The sequence below is a fragment of the Paracoccus sp. (in: a-proteobacteria) genome (assembly GCF_035556475.1).
Classification (GTDB): Bacteria; Pseudomonadota; Alphaproteobacteria; order Rhodobacterales; family Rhodobacteraceae; genus Paracoccus.
On sequence record NZ_DATMFA010000058.1, the window covers coordinates 18502 to 37107 of the forward strand.

An 18606-nucleotide genomic window follows, 5' to 3' on the forward strand; every position below is an offset into this window, starting at 1 on the left:
AAGCAAGCGCGTCGGTGGCGCAACTAATCCCCACCCGGTTCAGCCGCCGCGCGCCGTCGTCGGGCCTTTGCCCGGTAAAGCGCCGCGTCCGCAGTCGCCATCATGCCTGCCCCATCAGAGGCGCGATGATCGGCCGAGCGGCTGAAGCCGATGCTGGCAGAGACGCGAAGCGTCGCGCCCTCATGAGGGATCGGGCGGCGGATGCTGTCGGTGATCCTGCGCCCGATCTCCTCCAGTTCGGCACATGTCGCCCGGCCGGTCAGGATCAGCTGGAATTCATCCCCGCCGGTGCGGCTGACGCGGTCGGCGGCCCGCGTCTCATCCCTGAGGATGCGGGCGACGGCCTGAAGGACCAGATCCCCAGCCGCATGACCATGGCGGTCATTCACCAGCTTGAAGTCGTCGAGGTCAAGCTGGGCCAACGCGAAGGGCAGCGACTGCCGAAGCGCCTGCGCCAGCGCGTCCTGAAACCCGCGCCGGTTCAGGAGGCCGGTCAGGGGATCGGTCACGGCAAGGTTCGCGGCAGAGGCGCGCGCCGCCTCCAGCCGGTGATTGGTCCGCGCGAGTTCCTCCATGGCGGCACGGTTCGCCTCATGCAGGAACAGCATCTCGGGCGCCAGTTCGGAGGCGGTAAAGTCGCTGTCGTCGAAATCGAAGAGGCGCACCGCCCTGACCAGCGACATGCCGAAGCCGAGATCGAGGAGGAACCCCTCCTCGATCGCACAACCCGCACCCCTCAGGCTGATCCCCGGATGCGCGCGGAGGCGGAGGAGCACCCGCTCTCCGCCCGCGACACGGCGGGCGAGCCGGGGTGCTTGCGTCCCGAAGCCCCCTGGCCGCTCGAAGAGGAAGGCCTCATCTAGGCGCGTGGCTCCGCCGATCAGCTTGCGCAATGTCCGACCCGCCGAGATGATCGCGGCCCCGGACGTAAAGACCAGATGCATGGGCAGCATCACCCCAAGATCGATGCGGCAGACCGTCACGGGCTGGTCCGCGACAAGGCTTCAGCCGCGAAGGCGAAGGGCCGGCTGGAAGCATGGGTTTCGTCGGCTATGCCAAGGATGATGACATCGCCGGTGATCGAGATCAGCGCCAGCGTCCCGTAATCGTCGGCCATGCCGCGCAGCGCCCCCGCCAGCACATGCAGCCAACCCGCGGGGAAGCGGCGCGAAAGGATGGTGAAACCGGAGGGCCCCCTGCGCCGCACCGCAAGCGAGACATCGGGCATGCCGTCAAGAACCATAGCCGCCCGCGCCGGCAGTTCTCCAAGCGACAGGACGAATTCGGCATAGCTCGGGCCGCTGAAGCGCAGGAGGCGGCGGATCGCCTCGCGCCGGACCAGCCAGCCGCCCAGATCCTCGAGGATGTCCTCGGGCAGCTTGCCAAGGCGGCGCGAGGCGATCAGCACCAGCCGGCGCGCACGCGTCATGCGTGAAAGGCTGAGGGTCAGCGGCGCCTCGGGCGGGAGGTTCGCGGCGGCGAGGATATCGCACCACGCCTGATCGCCATAGCATCCGCGCACGAAGCCTTCGATCGATCGGTCGAGCAATGGCAGCATGCCCTCACCGCGACGGGGCTTGCCGCGTCCAGGCGCGGTTTCCCGCGCGCTCGCGGCTGGTGGTCAGATGCGGCGCACCGTCAAGGTCGGTGATAGCGACAGCGCCGGTGGCGCGCAAAACGGCAGCATCAAGGACGGTGCAATCCCCTTTCCGCGCGGCGGGAAGACCCAGCGGGATATCCGCGACGATGATCGCGCCATCCCGGCAAAGCGGCGGAGCAAGCCCCACGGCGCGCTTGCCGGTCAGGTGATGGAGAAGAACGCCGCCCGCGCCGAAATCAAGGCGCAGGCTTCGGACGGGCGCTTCTCCCTCCCACCCCGGCCTCGCCGCGGCAGCCGTCTGGTCGCGGGGATCGCCGTCCGCCTGCAACCATTCGGAGACCACGAAAGCGCCGCCCTTGGGCTTCGAGGGAACCCGCCCCTCGCCGGTCAGCACGCCAACCGCGTCCCCCTGGGGTGAGATCAGCACCATGGGCCTCTGGGCCAGCGACCAGTGGATCATTCCCGCGCAGACCATGCCAAGGCCGACGACGCGGCGCAGCGCGATGTTCCCGGCAAGCCCATAGCGCGCGCCGACCGGAGCGAGGACCGCCATCGCGGCCCCGAGCGCCATCAGCGGCAGGACCATGCGGGGCGGGGCCGGGACCAGCGCGGTCGTCCCGTCGAAGCCCGCGATCCAGGTCGCGACAAGCAGCATCCATTTCGACCCGATCCCCATGAACCACAGCGCGAGGTCATGCAGCCCCAGCGGCACAAGCAACGCGGCGACGACTCCAGCCGGCATGACCACCATTCCCGCGACCGGGACGACCAGCAGATTGGCCAGCGTCCCGTATTGCGAGAGGCGACCGAAATGCGCGGCGGCGATCGGGGCGGTGACCAGCCCCGCGACCAGCGAGGAGATGAGCAGGACCAGCACGGGCCGCAACCACCAGGGCAGATGCGGGGCGATCCTGCGCCATGGCTCATGGATCAGGATCAGCCCGACGGTCGCGGCAAAGCTCATCTGGAAGCCGGGGGCCATCAGCGCCTCGGGCGTCGAGGCGAGGATGACAACCCCGGCGACCGCGACCGTGCGCAGCGAAATCGCCCGGCGGTCGAAGACGATCGCCAGAAGCATCACCGCGATCATCACGAAGGAGCGCTCGGTCGCGACGTCGCTGCCCGAGAGCCAGAGATAGATCGCGGCGGCGACCAGCGCGCCCATGGCCGCCCATTTGTGCACGCTCGCCCCCGACTGCCCGCGAAGGCGCTGGATCGCGACGCCGGTTAGACGCAGCGCGGCATAGACGAAGCCCGCGAGCATGCTCATGTGCAGGCCCGAGATCGAAATGATGTGGTAGAGGTTCGAGGCGCGCATGACATCGTTCGTGGCCTCGGTGATGGCCGAGCGGTCCCCGGTCATTAGCGCGGCCGAGACCGCGCCCGCCTGCCCGCCGATGCTGTTCTGGATCGCGGCGGAGAGCCGCATCCGCAGCCGGTGGAGCGCGAGCGCGCCACCCGCGCGCGGCGGCTCGACCGTGACGACGGGGGTACGTGCGTAGCCGATCGCGCCCAGCCCCTCGAACCAGGCGAGGCGGCGGAAATCGAAGCCGCCCGGTTCAGCCGGTCCCCCCGGCGGGCCAAGATGGGCGGTCAGCATCACCCGCTGACCCGGAACCGGCAATTGCTGTTCCGCGCCGATCAGCGAGATCCGCACCCGTTTCGGGACGCGCGCGGGCGCCACGTCGTCAAGGACGACCCGGTCCAGCGTCAGACGCATCCTGTCGCGTGAGGATCGGTCGATCTCGACCACCCGCCCCTCGACCGCGCCGTAATAGCGAAAGCCGAGGACCGGAGCCGCGACCAGATCTGACCTGAGCCCGCTGAGAACCGCCCCGAGCGCGATGAACAGCATCGCGAGCGCCGCGATGCGCAACCTGTCGACCATGCCCCAGCCAAGGCGCCCGGCCAGTCCCGGCCCCGCCTGCCAGAGGGCAAGGGCGCCGATCCCCAGAGCGGCGCAAGTGATATAGAAAAACGCCCCCGGCTCCTCGGCCAGGCTGAACCAGCCGAAGATTCCCAGCGAGAGCCACAGCGGCACCCAGGGAAGAACGCCCGCGCGGCGCGAGGCGGTTGCCGGGACATGCGGCACGCGAAGCATCGCCCGGACCCTGCCCGGCCCTTCCGCGAAGCTTCCCGCCGTCTGGTTGATCGCGCCCGTTGCCACGGAATCTTGTCCTCGTCCGACGCCTTGCGTATTGCTGTCGCCAAGATCTGGCATGCCGCGCCTTACAAAAGGATTAACGGCATCCTCCCGAACATCGGTTTCTTGAACGATTGGCAGCACAATGACTGATTCCCGCCCCGTGGTGACGCGCTTCGCTCCCTCGCCGACCGGCTATCTTCATATCGGCGGCGCGCGAACCGCGCTGTTCAACTGGCTTTACGCCCGTGGCCGGAATGGCAAATTCCTGCTCAGGATCGAGGATACGGACCGCGCGCGATCGACCCCCGAGGCGACGGCGGCGATCCTGAAGGGCCTGACCTGGCTTGGCCTCGACTGGGACGGAGAGCCGGTCAGCCAGTTCGCGCGCCGCGACCGCCATGCCGAGGTCGCGCTGGAGATGCTGGCGAATGGCACCGCCTATAAATGCTTCTCGACCCAGGAAGAGATCGAGGCTTTCCGCGAGGCCGCCAAGGCCGAGGGGCGCTCGACCCTGTTCCTGTCGCCCTGGCGGGACGCCGATCCCTCGACCCATCCCGATGCGCCCTATGTCATCCGCCTGCGCGCCCCGCGCGAGGGGCAGACGGTCATCCGTGACGCGGTTCAGGGCGACGTGACCTTCGGCAATGACCAGCTTGACGACATGGTTCTGCTGCGCTCGGACGGGACGCCGACCTATATGCATGCGGTCGTGGTGGACGATCACGACATGGGCGTCACCCATATCATCCGCGGCGACGACCACCTGACCAATGCCGCGCGGCAAAGCCAGATCTATCAGGCGATGGGATGGGATCTGCCGGTCTTTGCCCATATCCCGCTGATCCACGGTCAGGACGGCAAGAAGCTGTCGAAGCGCCACGGCGCGGTCGGCCTCCATGAATTCGCGGCGATGGGCTATCCGGCCTCGGCGATGCGCAACTACCTTGCCCGCCTCGGCTGGAGCCATGGCGATGACGAACTTTTCGACGATGCGCAGGCGCTGGAATGGTTCGATCTTGGCGGCATCGGCAAGGCCCCTGCCCGGCTGGACGACAAGAAGCTGGAGCATGTCAGCGGCTATCATATCGGTCGCATGGAAAATGCCGAACTGATGGCCGAAATCGCGGCGTATCTCGAGGAAACGGGCCAGCCCGCGCTGGCCGATCTGCAGAGATCGCGGCTGGAAGCGATCCTGCCGGTTCTGAAGGCAAAGGCAAAGACGCTGCCCGCGATTCTCGACCAGGGCCGATTCGCGCTGATCGCCCGTCCGATCGAGGTCGAGGAGAAGGCGGCAGCCGCACTTGACACGGTATCCCGTGGTATACTGGCCGAATTGACTGCCGCATTGCAGCATGTTAGCTGGGTCCGCGACGACCTCGAGGCGACCGCCAAACAGATTGGCGAGTCGCACGGACTGGGTCTTGGCAAGATTGCGGCGCCGCTGCGTGCCGCCCTGGCAGGCCGCAGTTCGACCCCGAGCGTATTCGATATGATGTTGGCCCTTGGCCGGGACGAGACCCTGGCCCGGTTGCAGGATCATGCGGGCTGATTGCCCGCGCCCCATTCCGGCGTCCGCCGGAGACAGGTGTAAAGGAGACAGGGAATGGCAGAGAGCAAATCTGCGAAGCTGCTGGTAGAAGGGAAAGAGGTCGATCTGCCGATCCTCAGCCCGACCGCAGGACCGGATGTAATTGATATCCGCAAGCTTTATGGTCAGGCGGATGTGTTCACCTACGACCCCGGCTTCACCTCGACCGCATCCTGCGACTCGACCATCACCTATATCGATGGCGACAAGGGCGAGCTGTGGTATCGCGGCTATCCGATCGAGCAACTGGCCGACAAGTCGAACTATCTCGAAGTCTGCTATCTGCTGCTTTACGGGGAACTGCCCACCGCCGAGCAGATGAAGGACTTCGACACCCGCGTCACGCGCCACACGATGGTGCATGAGCAGATGCACAACTTCTTCCGCGGCTTCCGCCGGGACGCGCATCCGATGGCGACCATGGTGGGCGTGGTCGGCGCGATGTCGGCCTTCTACCACGACTCGACCGACATCTCGGACCCGCTTCAGCGCGAGATCGCCTCGATCCGCCTGATCGCGAAGCTGCCGACGATCGCGGCCATGGCCTACAAATATTCGGTCGGCCAGCCCTTCGTCTATCCGAGGAATGACCTCGGCTATGCCGCGAACTTCCTGCATATGTGCTTCTCGGTCCCGGCCGAGACCTACACCGTCCAACCGGCGCTGGCGAAAGCTATGGACCGGATCATGACGCTGCATGCGGATCACGAGCAGAACGCCTCGACCTCGACCGTGCGTCTGGCCGGCTCCTCGGGCGCGAACCCGTTCGCCTGCATCGCCGCCGGCATCGCCTGCCTCTGGGGTCCGGCCCATGGCGGCGCGAACCAGGCCTGTCTGGAAATGCTGCGCGAGATTGGCTCGGTCGACCGCATTCCCGAATATATCGAGAAGGCCAAGGACAAGAACGATCCGTTCCGTCTGATGGGCTTCGGCCACCGCGTCTACAAGAACTTCGACCCGCGGGCGAAGGTCATGAAGGAATCGGCGGACGAGGTTCTGGACCTGCTCGGCATCCACAACAACCCGACGCTGCAGGTTGCCAAGGAACTCGAGCGGATCGCGCTGGAGGACGAGTATTTCGTCTCGAAAAAGCTCTATCCGAACGTCGATTTCTACTCGGGCATCATCCTCGAGGCGATGGGCTTCCCGACCTCGATGTTCACGCCGATCTTCGCGCTGTCGCGCACCGTCGGCTGGATCTCGCAGTGGAAGGAAATGATCGCCGATCCGCAAAACAAGATCGGCCGTCCGCGCCAGCTTTATGTCGGCTCGGAACGTCGCGACTATGTCGGTTTCGACAAGCGCTGAGCGTCACGCCTGAGAATACCGCAGCGGCCCCGGATGATCTCCGGGGCCGTTTCGCATCCGGGTGGATTCAGGGACTTGAACGGCTTGCGCGGCAATGCGACACCCACGGGCATGAGTGAAGCATCGAAAATCGCGCTGGTCACCGGCGCCTCGCGCGGCCTTGGCGCTGCCCTCGCCGAAGAGCTTGCCGCACAGGGCTGGCACATCCTTGCCGTGGCGCGGACCGCCGGCGCGCTGGAGGAGCTGGACGACCGCATCCGCAAGGCGGGCGGCAGCGCCACGCTGGCCCCGATGGATGTCGGCCAACCCGAGCCGATGATGAAGATGGCCGAGGCGATTGCCGGCCGCTGGGGCGGGCTCGACCTTTGGGCGCATACGGCGATCCACGCCGCGCCGCTGTCGCCGGCGGGCCATGTCGATGCGAAGGATTTCCAGAAATCCGTCGATCTGAACGTGGTGGCGACGCGCGGCCTGATCGCCCTCTTCGAGCCTTTGCTGCGCGCCCGCAGCGGCACCGCGCTGTTCTTCGAAGACGACCATGCCGGAGAGAAGTTCTTTGGCAGCTATGGCGCGACCAAGGCCGCGCAGATCGCGCTGGCCCGCAGCTGGCAGGCCGAGAACGCAAATCTTGGCCCCCGCGTCGTGATCGCGCGCCCCGAGCCGATGCCGACCGGGACGCGGGCGCGCTTCTTTCCGGGCGAGGATCGGGCGCCCCTCTCTCCCTGCCGGACCGAGGCACGGCGGATCCTGTCCGAGATCCTCTAGCGCGCGAGCGCGAAGAGCCGGTCGAGATCGAGATGGATTTCAAGGTGCCGGGCGAGATCGTCCAGCACCCCCTCAACCTCAGGGGCATAGGCAAGGGCAGAACCGATGCCAAGCTGCCCCAGCCAGGCCGCGCGGAAGGCATCGCCCGCAAACAGCCCGTGCAGATAGGTGCCCGCGACGCGGCCATCGGCGCTGACCGCGCCATCCGCTTCGGGGATATGGGCAAAGGGCCAGCCGCAATCCGGGCCGGTGGTGCGGCCCATATGGATCTCATACCCCTCCACCGGCACCCCGAGCGCCCGGCCGCTGATCCGCATCAGACGCTTTTCGGGGGCCATCACCGTCTCGACATCGAGGAAGCCCAGTCCGGCATCGCTGCCCGGCGCGCCGTCATGCCCCTCGGGGTCGTGGATAGCACGACCGAGCATCTGGTAGCCGCCACAGATCCCGAGGATGCGCCCGCCCCGGCGATGATGCGCCATCAGGTCAATGTCCCAACCCTGCGCGCGCAGGAAGGCAAGGTCGCCGCGCGTCGACTTGCTGCCCGGCAGGATCACCAGATCCGCGTCGCCCGGAAGCGCGCGACCGGGCGGAACCATGGTAAGGCGGATATCCGGCTCGGCCGCCAGCGGGTCCAGATCGTCGAAATTCGCGATGCGCGACAGGATCGGGCAGGCGATGTGAAATTGCCCCGTCCCCTCACTTGCGCGGCGCAGGTCCAGCGCATCCTCGGCCGGCAGCAGAGAGGCTTGCCCGAACCACGGCACCAGCCCCAGATCGGGCCAGCCGGTGCGCCGGGCGATGAAATCGCGGCCATCGTCGAAAAGGCGCGGATCGCCGCGAAAGCGGTTGACGATGAAGCCCCGGATCATCGCCGCATCCTCGGGCGCGATCACGGCCTGCGTGCCGACAAGCTGGGCGATCACCCCGCCCCGGTCGATATCGCCCGCCAGCACCACCGGCACATCGGCGGCGCGGGCAAAGCCCATATTCGCGATGTCACCCGCACGCAGGTTCACCTCGGCGGGACTTCCCGCGCCCTCGACCAGAACGAGGTCGTGACGCGACAAAAGCCGGGCGTAGCTTTCCAACACCACCTCCAGCAGCCCGGCCTTGAAGGTAGCGTATCCGGTCGCCGAAACTCGCGTCGCTGCCCTGCCCCGGACGATGATCTGCGCGCCTCGCTCGCTCTCGGGCTTCAGCAGGACCGGGTTCATCTCGACCGAGGCGGGGATGCCCGCGGCAAGCGCCTGCAAAGCCTGTGCGCGGCCGATTTCGCCCCCGTCGGGGGTGACGGCGGCATTGTTCGACATGTTCTGTGGCTTGAAGGGCGCGACGCTGATCCCGCGGTGCCGCGCCGCCCGGCAAAGCCCGGCCACCAGCAGCGATTTTCCCACATTCGAGCCGGTTCCCTGAATCATCAATCCCGGCATCAAAGCCCCCGCTTGCCAATCCCGCCCTTGGTGACTAGATAGGCCCGTCGCTGAAAGAAAGGCCCCGTGGTGGAAAACGTCGTCCTTACCGTGCATCTGATCCTTGCTGTCCTGCTGATCGGGGTCGTGCTGCTGCAACGGTCCGAGGGCGGTGGCCTTGGCATGGGCAGCGGCGGTGGCGGCGGCGTGATGACCGGACGTCAGGCCGCGAACGCGCTTTCGCGCGTGACCTGGATCCTCGCGGGGGCCTTCCTCGTCACCTCGCTGACGCTGACCATCATCGCGGCGCGCAATGCTTCGAGCGGCTCGATCATCGACCAGTTGAACCTCGGCGGCAGCGAAAGCAGCCAGCAACCGACCACCACCCTGCCCGGCATCGGCGAATATGCGCCGCCCCCGGCAGCCGGCCAGCCGGTCCTGCCCCCGGTTCCGGGCGGCGCTGCGGCGCCCGCGGAATCCGGCGCGGCAACGACCTCTCCGGTGACCCCGCCGGCCGCGACCGCCCCGGCGGCGCCCGCCGAGAGCGCACCGGCACCCGAGGCAGCGGCCCCGGCCGCTGACGCCCCGGCGACGCCTGCGCCCGCGCAGACGAACTGATACCATAAATTGGGGTGCATCGCGCACCCCTCCACGACAACTTGCGGTCCGTTGCGGCTGCGGGACTTTTCGATTATAAGTTGAGTCCCGTGAAGCCGGCCAGATTCGGGCCGCGATTTTCTATTTTCGAACTCACGGGGGCCTCGATGGCGCGTTACATCTTCATCACCGGCGGTGTGGTTTCTTCGCTTGGCAAAGGGCTGGCATCGGCGGCGCTGGGGGCGCTTCTTCAGGCACGCGGCTATACCGTGCGGCTGCGCAAGCTGGACCCCTATCTGAACGTCGACCCCGGAACGATGTCGCCCTTCGAGCATGGCGAGGTCTTCGTGACCGATGACGGCGCGGAAACCGACCTCGACCTCGGCCATTACGAGCGTTTCACCGGCGTCTCGGCCCGCAAGACCGACTCGGTCAGCTCGGGCCGGATCTATTCCAACGTGCTGGAGAAAGAGCGTCGCGGCGCCTATCTGGGCAAGACCATCCAAGTCATTCCCCACGTCACGAACGAGATCAAGGACTTCCTTTCCATCGGCGAGGACGAGGTCGATTTCATGCTCTGCGAGATCGGCGGCACGGTCGGCGATATCGAGGGCCTGCCCTTCTTCGAGGCCATCCGCCAATTCGCGCAGGAGCGCCCGCGCGGGCAATGCATCTTCATGCACCTGACCCTGCTGCCCTATCTGGCGGCATCCGGGGAACTCAAGACCAAGCCCACGCAGCACTCGGTCAAGGAACTGCGCTCGATCGGCCTGCAGCCCGACGTTCTGGTCTGCCGCAGCGAGCAGCCGATCCCCGAGAAGGAACGCGCCAAGATCGCGCTGTTCTGCAACGTCCGTCCCGATGCGGTCATTCCGGCCTATGACCTGAAGTCGATCTATGAGGCGCCCTTGGCCTATCATCGCGCCGGCCTCGATCAGGCCGTGCTCGACGCCTTCCAGATCAGCCCCGCGCCGCGTCCCGACCTGACCCGCTGGGAGGATGTGATGGACCGCCTGACCCATGCCGAAGGGCAGGTCAAGGTCGCCATCGTCGGCAAATACACCCAGCTTGAGGACGCCTATAAATCCATCGCTGAGGCGCTGACCCATGGCGGCATGGCCAACCGCGTGCGCGTCAAGACCGAATGGGTCGACAGCGAGAAGCTGGAGGGCGAAGGCGCGCACCTGCTGGATGGCTATAACGGGATCATCGTCCCCGGCGGCTTTGGCGAGCGCGGGACCGAGGGCATGGTCGCCGCCGCGAAATACGCGCGCGAGAAGAAGGTGCCCTATCTGGGTATCTGCCTTGGCATGCAGATGGCGGTGATCGAGGCGGCGCGGAACCTTGCCGGGATGCCCGATGCCGGCTCCGAAGAATTCGACCACGAGGCGGGCGAGACCCGTTTCACTCCGGTCGTCTATCACCTGAAGGAATGGGTGCAGGGCAATTACACCGTCCAGCGCAAGCTGAGCGACGACAAGGGCGGCACCATGCGCCTTGGCGCCTATACCGCTGTCCTGACCCCCGGCTCCAAGATCTCGGAGGTCTATGACGGCGCGCTCGAGATTGAGGACCGTCACCGCCACCGCTACGAGGTCGACGGGAAATACCGCGAGAAGCTGGAGGAAGCCGGGCTCAGCTTCTCGGGCATGTCGCCTGACGGGCGCCTGCCCGAGGCGGTGGAATACGAGGATCATCCGTGGTTCATCGGTGTCCAGTCGCACCCGGAGCTGAAATCGAAGCCCTTCGATCCCGCCCCTCTCTTCGCCGGTTTCGTCCGTGCGGCGATGGAGAACGAACGGCTGGTGTGATCCCCGGTTCTGCGCCATCATCGCGGGCCAGACAAAAGCTGGTCCGAAGATGCGCCTTGCCCTGATTCTCGCACTATTGGCCGGTCCGGCCATGGCCGATGCGCCGCTGTTCCTGATCGAGCAGTCGGCGCTGCCCTTCGACCTCGGACCGGGGGCGCCGCAGAATGCGCCCTCGCGCCAGTCGAACTCGCCTCATGCCGCCGGCAATTCCACGGCCAGCGCGGCCAATTCCTCGGCGAGCTATGGCAACTCGCCCTCGAACCCGGCGAACGAGAAGCGGGTGATCTTCACCGGCGATGGATCGGTGGTCGGATATTACGCGCCGAACGGGTCCGGCACCCTCAATCTCTTCGATCTTGACGGCAAGCGCGTGGCCTATAAGCCCAAGGGCAGCAAGAGCCTTTTCTCGAGCGACGGGCGCTGGTGCGGCACCGTCGCCGATGCCGAAGGGGGCAGCTTCGCCTTCGGCATCATCCGCAGCTGCGCGGGCCTGTTCTGACCCTCGGGTCGGCGTCGCGCCGGACACGAAACTGTCACATCCGCCCGCTAGACCCGCGGGGAAATTCAGGAGAAGACCATGCAGGATGACGTCCGTAACGATTGGCTCGAAGCCGAACTCCAGGATGAACTGGACGAGGATTTCGAGATCGAGCTTGAGGATGCCGTCCTGTCCCGCGAAATCTCGCGCATCTATCGCGACACCCATCCCGACCAGATGGACCGCACGACCTATTTTCGCGAATTGCTGGCTTTGCAGGCCGAGCTGATACGGATGCATGACTGGGTCAGTTTTCACAAGGAAAAGGTGGTCGTCATCTTCGAGGGGCGCGACAGCGCCGGCAAGGGCGGGGCCATCAAGCGCATCACCCAGCGCCTGAACCCCCGCGTCTGCCGCGTCGTCGCTCTACCCGCGCCGTCCGATCGCGAAAAGACGCAATGGTATTTCCAGCGCTACGTCCCGCACCTGCCTGCAGGGGGGGAGATCGTGCTGTTCGACCGCAGCTGGTACAACCGCGCCGGGGTCGAGCGCGTCATGGGTTTCGCGACCGACAAGCAGGTCGAGGAGTTCTTCAACGATGTTCCCGAATTCGAGCGGATGCTGGTGCGCTCGGGGATCCGGGTGATCAAATACTGGTTCTCGATCACCGACGAGGAGCAGCAGATGCGCTTCCTGATGCGCATCCACGACCCGCTGAAGCAGTGGAAGCTGTCGCCGATGGACCTGCAATCCCGCGTCCGCTGGGAGGATTATACCAAGGCCAAGGAGGACATGTTCGAGCGCACGAATATCGACGAGGCGCCCTGGTATATCGTGCCCGGCAATGACAAGAAGCGCGCGCGGCTGAACTGCATGAGCCATCTGCTGAGCATGATCCCCTATACCGACGTGCCCCATGAGGAGGTCACGCTGCCCGACCGGGTCTTCAATCCCGATTACGAGCGTGAGATCCTGCCCCCCGACCTCTACGTCCCCCAACGCTACTAAGATGGGGCAAGTCCCCGGCGGGAGGCGCTTTATTGCCTTTAGCTCCCGCCGGGACTGCTTTAGTATCTGCCCATGTTTCGCAATCTTCTGAGCCGCCTTTTCGCGGAAACCCCTGATTCCGGTTCTCTGGCGTCACATGATGCCGAGGTCGCCGTCGCGGCGCTGCTGGTTCGCATCGCCCGCGCCGATGACCGCTATTCCGACGAGGAAAAGCACCGGATCGAGGGGGTTCTGGCGCGACGTCGCGGCCTCGGCCCCGTCGAGGCGGCCGAGGAGCGCGCGGCAGCCGAGATGATCGAGGCCGAGGCACCGGACACCGTCCGCTTCACCCGCATCATCAAGGAAAGGGTCGACGTTCAGGACCGCCAGAACGTCATTGCCGCCATGTGGGAGATTGCCTATGCGGATGGCAGCCGCGCCTCCGAGGAGGAGAGCATGATTCGCCTGATCGCCGGGCTTCTGGGTGTCAACGACCGCGATTCTGCCCTGGTTCGGCAGCGCGTTCTGGAAGGGCTGGGCTTGCAGGGTCAATAGTCCGGCACGCTGCGTCGCGGACGGTGCCGAACGACAGGAAAGCGTTGCATTCGCCGGACAAATGAAGCCTGATTGCGGCATGAGCCCTCACGCAGTCACGATTTCCTCTTCCATGTCATCCCCCTCTGCCGCCGCCACTCCGGTCATCGAAATCCGGGACCTCCACAAATCCTATGGACAGCTCGAGGTGATCCGCGGCGTGGACCTGGTCGCCCGTCGTGGACATGTGGTCAGCCTGATCGGCTCCTCCGGTTCGGGGAAGTCCACCCTGCTGCGCTGCTGCAACCTGCTCGAGGACAGCCAGCAGGGCGAGATTCTGTTCGAAGGCGAGCCGGTCCGCTGGCGGGGCGTCGGGGCCGAGCGTGTGCCTACCGACCGCGCCCAGGTGATCCGCCTGCGCACCAATCTGTCGATGGTGTTCCAACAGTTCAATCTCTGGTCGCATATGACCGTGCTGCAGAACGTGATGGAAGCGCCGGTCCATGTGCTCAAGCGCAACCCGGCCGAGGTCGAGGCGCGGGCGCGCCAGCTTCTGGCCAAGGTGGGTATCGGCGACAAGGCCGATGCCTGGCCCGCGCAGCTTTCCGGCGGCCAGCAGCAGCGCGCGGCGATCGCCCGCGCGCTTTGCATGGAGCCGAAGGCCCTGCTTCTGGACGAGCCGACCAGCGCGCTTGACCCGGAACTGCAGCAGGAGGTCGTGCGCGTCATCAAGGACCTCGCCTCCGAACACCGCACCATGCTTCTCGTGACCCATGACATGCGGCTTGCCGCAGATGTCAGCGACCATGTCGTCTTTCTCCATCAGGGGCGGATAGAGGAAGAGGGAACGCCGGCCGAAGTCTTCGGCTCGCCCCGCTCGGAGCGCCTGCGCCAATTCCTCAGCGCGACGCAGAGCAACTGAACTGCCAACAGGAGAGAAAAAATGAAAAAACTGATGCTTGCCGCCGCCGTCCTTGCCCTCAGCGCCGGGATCGGGGCGGCCCAGACGGTGCGGATGGCAACCGAAGGCGCCTACCCTCCCTACAACTTCGTGAATGATCAGGGCAAGATCGACGGGTTCGAGATCGAGCTTGGAAACGAGCTTTGCAAGCGCGCCTCGCTTGAATGCACCTGGGTCAAGAACGATTGGGATTCGATCATCCCGAACCTCGTCAGCTCGAACTATGACACGATCATGGCGGGCATGAACATCAGCGATGAGCGCAAGAAGGCGATCGATTTCACCGATCCCTATACGCCTCCGCCGCCCTCGGCCTATATGGCCCTGACGCCGGATGCCGATATCGAGGGCGGGATCGTCGCGGCCCAGACGAACACCATCCAGGCCAGCCACGTCGCCGAGACCGGGGCGACGCTGCTTGAATTCGCCACCGGCGAGGAGACGATCGCCGCCGTCCGCAATGGCGAGGCCGACGCGGTCTTTGCCGACAAGGACTTCCTTGCCCCGGCGCTGGCCGAATCGAATGGCGAGCTGGTCTGGGTCGAAGGCCATGACACGGTCGAGCTGGGCGAGGGCATCGGCATGGGCGTGCGCAAATCCGACGGCGAGCTGAAGGAAAAGTTCAACACCGCCATCCAGTCCATGAAGGACGACGGCACGCTGAACGCCCTGCTGAAGAAATGGTTCGGCGAAGGCGCCGTGCAGTTCTAAGCTGGAAAACATGAGGGCCTGCGCGGGTATTCTCCGTGCAGGCCGTTCTGGAGTGGCTGATGCTTTCCACCTGCGCCGACCCCAAGACGCTCGAAGGGCTTGCCTGGCTCATGTGCTACCTGACCTCGGGCAAGCACCTGCTGTTCTACCTTTCCTTCGGCACCGTGATCCTTCTGCTGGCCGTGACGGCGCCGGTCGCCCTGCTTTTCGGCTTCGGCGGCGCGCTGGCATCGCGCTCACGCATTACACCCCTGCGCTGGATCGGGCGGATCTATACCTCGATGGTGCGGGGCGTGCCCGACATCATCTTCTTCCTTTTCGTCCCCATCGCGCTGGATCAGGGCTTCGAATACCTACGCGCCAAGGTCTATTGCGATCCCGGCGCGCCGATCCGGCAAGGCAATGACTTCGTGGTCTGCGCGGCGGCGAAACTGCCTCTCTCGACCGCGGACCAATGGGTGCATCAGGCCTATGGGCTGTTCCTTGCGGTCATCGCCTTCGCCATCGTCTTCGGAGCATTCGCCTCGAACGTGCTTTACGGCGCGATGAACGCCGTGCCCAAGGCGCAGCTTGAAACGGCCGAGGCTTACGGCATGTCCCCGCGTCAGGTCAGCCGCCGGATCCTGATCCCGCAGATGTGGACCTATGCCCTGCCCGGCCTCGCCAATCTGTGGATGATCCTGATCAAGGCGACGCCGCTGCTCTTCGTCCTCGGGGTCGAGGATATCGTCTATTGGGCGCGCGAACTGGGCGGGGCCAAGACGGCGGCCTATGCCTTTCCCCATCCCGACTGGCGGATCTATTACTTCCTCGGGATCCTGGTCTTCTACCTGCTGATGACCTGGGGGTCCGAGCGGATCTTTGACCGCATCCGGTTCCGTCTTTCGGCCGGACAGGCCACGATGGCCGGCGAGGCGATGCGAAAGACCGCGATATGAACCAGTGCCTCCAGACCATCCATGACTACGGATTGCGCGCCATCGGCGTGGGCGAGCGGTTGCTGCCGCGCAGCGACTTCACCCTTTGCGAGCAGTTCGTGCTGATCGGCTCCGGCCTGATCTGGAACATCTATTTCGGCGTTCTCGCGCTTTTCATCGGCTTCTTCCTCGCCAATGCGCTGGCCGTCGCCAAGACCAGCCGGCTGCCCTGGCTGCGCAAGCCCGCGGAATGGTTCATCTTCCTCTTCCGGGGCAGCCCGCTCTTCATCCAGTTCTTCGTGGCCTACGAGGCGCTGGTGCAATTGCCGCGCGCGGGCATCGACGTCTTCGGGATCACCGTCCAGACAAGCTGGATGACGCGGGCCTGGGCGGGGGCGCTGTTCGTGCTGGTGATGAACACCGCCGCCTATTCCGCCGAGATCTTCTACGGCGCGCTCAGGAACCTGCCCAAGGGCGAGCTTGAGGCGGCGGATGCCTATGGCATGACCGGCTGGACGCGCTATCGCCGCGTCCTCTGGCCGACCGCGATGCGCCTTGCCTGGCCCGCCTATACCAACGAGGCGATCTTTCTTTTCCACGCGACCACGCTGGTTTTCTTCTCCAGCTTCCCGGCCTTCCAGCAACAGGGCGACAGCCTCTATTACGCCAGCTATTTCGCTGACAAGACCTTCAACCCCTTCGTCGCCTATCCGATCGTTGCCGGATATTTCATCCTTCTGACCCTGTTGCTGATCACGCTTTTCGGGGTCGTCAACCGGCGGCTGAACCGCCATTTGCCCGGATCGGCGCGGAAGTTCCGCTACCGACCCATTCTTCTCAGGTGATACATGGACTGGCTGCGCGAGCATCCCGAAGTGAAGACCATCCGCGTTGCCGCCGCCGATCTGAACGGCATGGCGCGCGGCAAGCGAATTCCCGCAAGATTTGCCGACAAGCTATTGACGGAAGGCACGAAATTTCCATTCTCGGTCCTCAACATGGATATCTGGGGCGAGGACGTCGAGGACAGCCCGCTGGTCTTTCAGTCCGGCGACCCGGACGGCCTCCTCCTCCCGACCGAGCGCGGCTTCATGCCGATGCCCTGGCTCGAGGCGCCGACCGGGCTGCTGCCACTCTGGATGTTTCACCCCGACGGGCGCCCCTATGACGGCGATCCGCGCCAGGCCCTTGCCCGCGTGGTCGAGCGTTACAATGCTGCCGGCCTGACTCCGGTTGTCGCGACCGAGCTTGAATTCTTCCTGATCGACGATTCCGGCGGCCAGCTTCGCGTCCCGCCCAGCCCACGCTCGGGCAAGCGCCGCACCGGGGCGGAAACCCTGTCCCTGCGCGCGCTGGATGCCTTCGACCGCTTCTTCACCGCGCTTTATGACGCCTGCGAGGCGATGGACATTCCCGCCGATACCGCGATCTCGGAGGCAGCGCCCGGCCAGTTCGAGATCAACATGATGCATCAGGCCGATCCCCTGAAGGGCGCTGATGATGCCTGGCTGTTCAAGCTGCTGGTCAAGGGGCTGGCGCGACGCTATGGCTTCGCGGGTTCCTTCATGGCCAAGCCCTACGAGGAATGGAACGGCTCGGGGATGCACATGCATTTCTCGATCCTCGACCAGCAGGGCAAGAACATCTTCGACAATGGCGGTGAGGAAGGGTCCGACCGGCTGCGCCACGCCGTTGCCGGATGCCTTGCCGCCATGCCCGGCTCGACCCTGCTCTTTGCCCCGCATGAGAACAGCTATGACCGGCTGGTCCCGAACGCCCATGCCCCGACGGGGATCGGCTGGGCCTATGAGAACCGCACTTCTGCGATCCGCATCCCCTCCTCCGGTCCCAAGGCGCGCCGGATCGAACACCGGGTCGCGGGGGGCGACGTCAATCCCTACCTGACCGTCGCCGCGGTTCTGGGTGCCGCGCTGAACGGCCTCGAGGACCGGGTCGAGCCGCCCCCGGCCCTGCAGGGCAATGCCTATGAGCAAGGGCTGGACCAATTGCCGGCTACCTGGGGCGAGGCCATCGACGCCTTCGCCGCCTGCCCGCAGATCAAGCGCATCTTTCCGGCGCATCTGATCGAGAATTTCGTCATGACCAAGCGTCAGGAGCTGCATTACATGGCGGAGTTGTCCGATGAAGAAACGGTTGAGCTTTATCTCGACACGGTGTGAGGTTGTTCCGACCACTATAAAACTGCCTTTCGGCTGGGTTTGCTTCCATTTTGGCAACCATAAATCTGCCATTGGCCGGGCTGCTTTCCTGAATCTTCATGTTTATCAGAAAGATACAGAAAACCCCGCCATTCTCGGGACGTCAGACCCGCTTTTCCCGCTCAGTCCTCACTCTGCTTGACGGTCGCGGCAGCAGCTTTCATGACGCCCCGACCGACCCGGGTCCTTTCTGAAATCAAGCCTCCGCACCATTCACATGGCCGGACGCTCGGCCGCCGCTTTGCGGTGGGCTCAGCCAAGGACTTCCCATGTCACACTTCCCGATCATCAAAGCGACCTGCCGCTACGCAGCGCGGGGCGAGCTGGACCGGCTGCTTAGGGCCGCCTCGCCTGCGCGGCGGTGGAAGTCCTCGTCGACCGAGGGCTTGCTCGTTCTGTCTCGCAGCACGTAGCTCCAGAGCCCTTTGGTGACATTCGTCCGCTCCGCAGCGTAGCTCTGACTTTGCAGCCGCAGCAGAGTCGCGCTTGTCAGGTTGCGGTCTTCAGGTTCACCCTTGCTTCCAGCTTTGCCGCCGTTTCCTTCCGTTCGCTGTATCGGTCAGTGAGGAAGC

The 18606-nt window shown here is 65.3% G+C and carries 17 protein-coding genes; 13 read left to right on the forward strand and 4 right to left on the reverse strand.

Going from position 1 to position 18606, the window contains the following annotated elements:
• Positions 1 to 23: 23 nt before the first annotated feature.
• From VNQ78_RS07710 to VNQ78_RS07720, 3 genes are read right to left on the reverse strand one after another with little or no spacing between them, the layout of a single operon-like run.
• Positions 24 to 983 (reverse strand): GGDEF domain-containing protein, encoded by a 960-nt coding sequence (locus VNQ78_RS07710; RefSeq protein WP_325688354.1) that lies wholly within the window; start codon positions 981 to 983, stop codon positions 24 to 26.
• Positions 980 to 1558 carry a heme NO-binding protein gene (locus VNQ78_RS07715; protein ID WP_325688356.1) on the reverse strand — a complete coding sequence of 193 codons (579 nt, stop codon included), beginning with the start codon at positions 1556 to 1558 and terminating at the stop codon, positions 980 to 982. The genes VNQ78_RS07710 and VNQ78_RS07715 overlap by 4 nt, the downstream gene beginning before the upstream one ends.
• 4 nt (positions 1559 to 1562) lie before the next feature.
• Positions 1563 to 3767: a ComEC/Rec2 family competence protein gene (locus tag VNQ78_RS07720; protein WP_325688357.1), complete on the reverse strand. Its 2205-nt coding sequence runs from the start codon at positions 3765 to 3767 to the stop codon at positions 1563 to 1565.
• A gap of 121 nt (positions 3768 to 3888) precedes the next feature.
• On the opposite strand from VNQ78_RS07720, the gene gltX reads away from it, so the two are divergent.
• From gltX to VNQ78_RS07735, 3 genes are all read left to right on the forward strand, one after another.
• Positions 3889 to 5295, forward strand: coding sequence for a glutamate--tRNA ligase (gene gltX / locus VNQ78_RS07725; RefSeq protein WP_325688359.1), 1407 nt, complete (start codon positions 3889 to 3891; stop codon positions 5293 to 5295).
• A 54-nt stretch (positions 5296 to 5349) separates the two neighbouring features.
• The gene (gene gltA / locus VNQ78_RS07730; RefSeq protein WP_325688361.1) at positions 5350 to 6642 is read left to right on the forward strand and encodes a citrate synthase; all 1293 of its coding nucleotides are present in this window, start codon (positions 5350 to 5352) and stop codon (positions 6640 to 6642) included.
• 111 nt (positions 6643 to 6753) lie between these two features.
• Entirely contained in the window at positions 6754 to 7407 is a 654-nt protein-coding gene (locus VNQ78_RS07735) for an SDR family NAD(P)-dependent oxidoreductase (protein WP_325688363.1), read from the forward strand.
• Here the strand turns inward: VNQ78_RS07735 and VNQ78_RS07740 are convergent.
• On the reverse strand, positions 7404 to 8840 hold the full coding sequence (locus VNQ78_RS07740; RefSeq protein ID WP_325688365.1) for a cobyric acid synthase: 1437 nt from the start codon (positions 8838 to 8840) through the stop codon (positions 7404 to 7406). The two genes, VNQ78_RS07735 and VNQ78_RS07740, sit on opposite strands and share 4 nt — an antisense overlap.
• 69 nt (positions 8841 to 8909) lie before the next feature.
• On the opposite strand from VNQ78_RS07740, the gene secG reads away from it, so the two are divergent.
• From secG to VNQ78_RS07790, 10 genes are all read left to right on the forward strand, one after another.
• Complete coding sequence (secG, locus tag VNQ78_RS07745) at positions 8910 to 9437, forward strand: preprotein translocase subunit SecG (RefSeq protein WP_325688368.1); 528 nt, start codon at positions 8910 to 8912, stop codon at positions 9435 to 9437.
• A gap of 146 nt (positions 9438 to 9583) precedes the next feature.
• Positions 9584 to 11227, forward strand: coding sequence for a CTP synthase (locus VNQ78_RS07750; RefSeq protein ID WP_325688371.1), 1644 nt, complete (start codon positions 9584 to 9586; stop codon positions 11225 to 11227).
• Positions 11228 to 11276: 49 nt separating this feature from the next.
• Positions 11277 to 11726 (forward strand): hypothetical protein, encoded by a 450-nt coding sequence (locus VNQ78_RS07755; RefSeq protein WP_325688373.1) that lies wholly within the window; start codon positions 11277 to 11279, stop codon positions 11724 to 11726.
• A 78-nt stretch (positions 11727 to 11804) separates the two neighbouring features.
• Positions 11805 to 12713, forward strand: a complete 909-nt coding sequence (ppk2, locus tag VNQ78_RS07760; RefSeq protein WP_325688375.1) for a polyphosphate kinase 2 — start codon at positions 11805 to 11807, stop codon at positions 12711 to 12713.
• A 72-nt stretch (positions 12714 to 12785) separates the two neighbouring features.
• Positions 12786 to 13247 carry a TerB family tellurite resistance protein gene (locus VNQ78_RS07765; protein WP_325688377.1) on the forward strand — a complete coding sequence of 154 codons (462 nt, stop codon included), beginning with the start codon at positions 12786 to 12788 and terminating at the stop codon, positions 13245 to 13247.
• Positions 13248 to 13359: 112 nt separating this feature from the next.
• The gene (locus VNQ78_RS07770; RefSeq protein ID WP_325688379.1) at positions 13360 to 14148 is read left to right on the forward strand and encodes an amino acid ABC transporter ATP-binding protein; all 789 of its coding nucleotides are present in this window, start codon (positions 13360 to 13362) and stop codon (positions 14146 to 14148) included.
• A 21-nt stretch (positions 14149 to 14169) separates the two neighbouring features.
• Complete coding sequence (locus VNQ78_RS07775) at positions 14170 to 14898, forward strand: transporter substrate-binding domain-containing protein (RefSeq protein WP_325688381.1); 729 nt, start codon at positions 14170 to 14172, stop codon at positions 14896 to 14898.
• Between the two features lie 59 nt (positions 14899 to 14957).
• Entirely contained in the window at positions 14958 to 15836 is an 879-nt protein-coding gene (locus VNQ78_RS07780) for an ABC transporter permease (protein WP_325688383.1), read from the forward strand.
• A complete protein-coding gene (locus VNQ78_RS07785; protein WP_325688385.1) occupies positions 15833 to 16660 on the forward strand; it encodes an ABC transporter permease in 828 nt (275 codons plus the stop codon). The genes VNQ78_RS07780 and VNQ78_RS07785 overlap by 4 nt, the downstream gene beginning before the upstream one ends.
• A 3-nt stretch (positions 16661 to 16663) precedes the next feature.
• On the forward strand, positions 16664 to 17995 hold the full coding sequence (locus tag VNQ78_RS07790) for a glutamine synthetase family protein (protein ID WP_325688387.1): 1332 nt from the start codon (positions 16664 to 16666) through the stop codon (positions 17993 to 17995).
• The last annotated feature ends 611 nt before the right edge of the window (positions 17996 to 18606 follow it).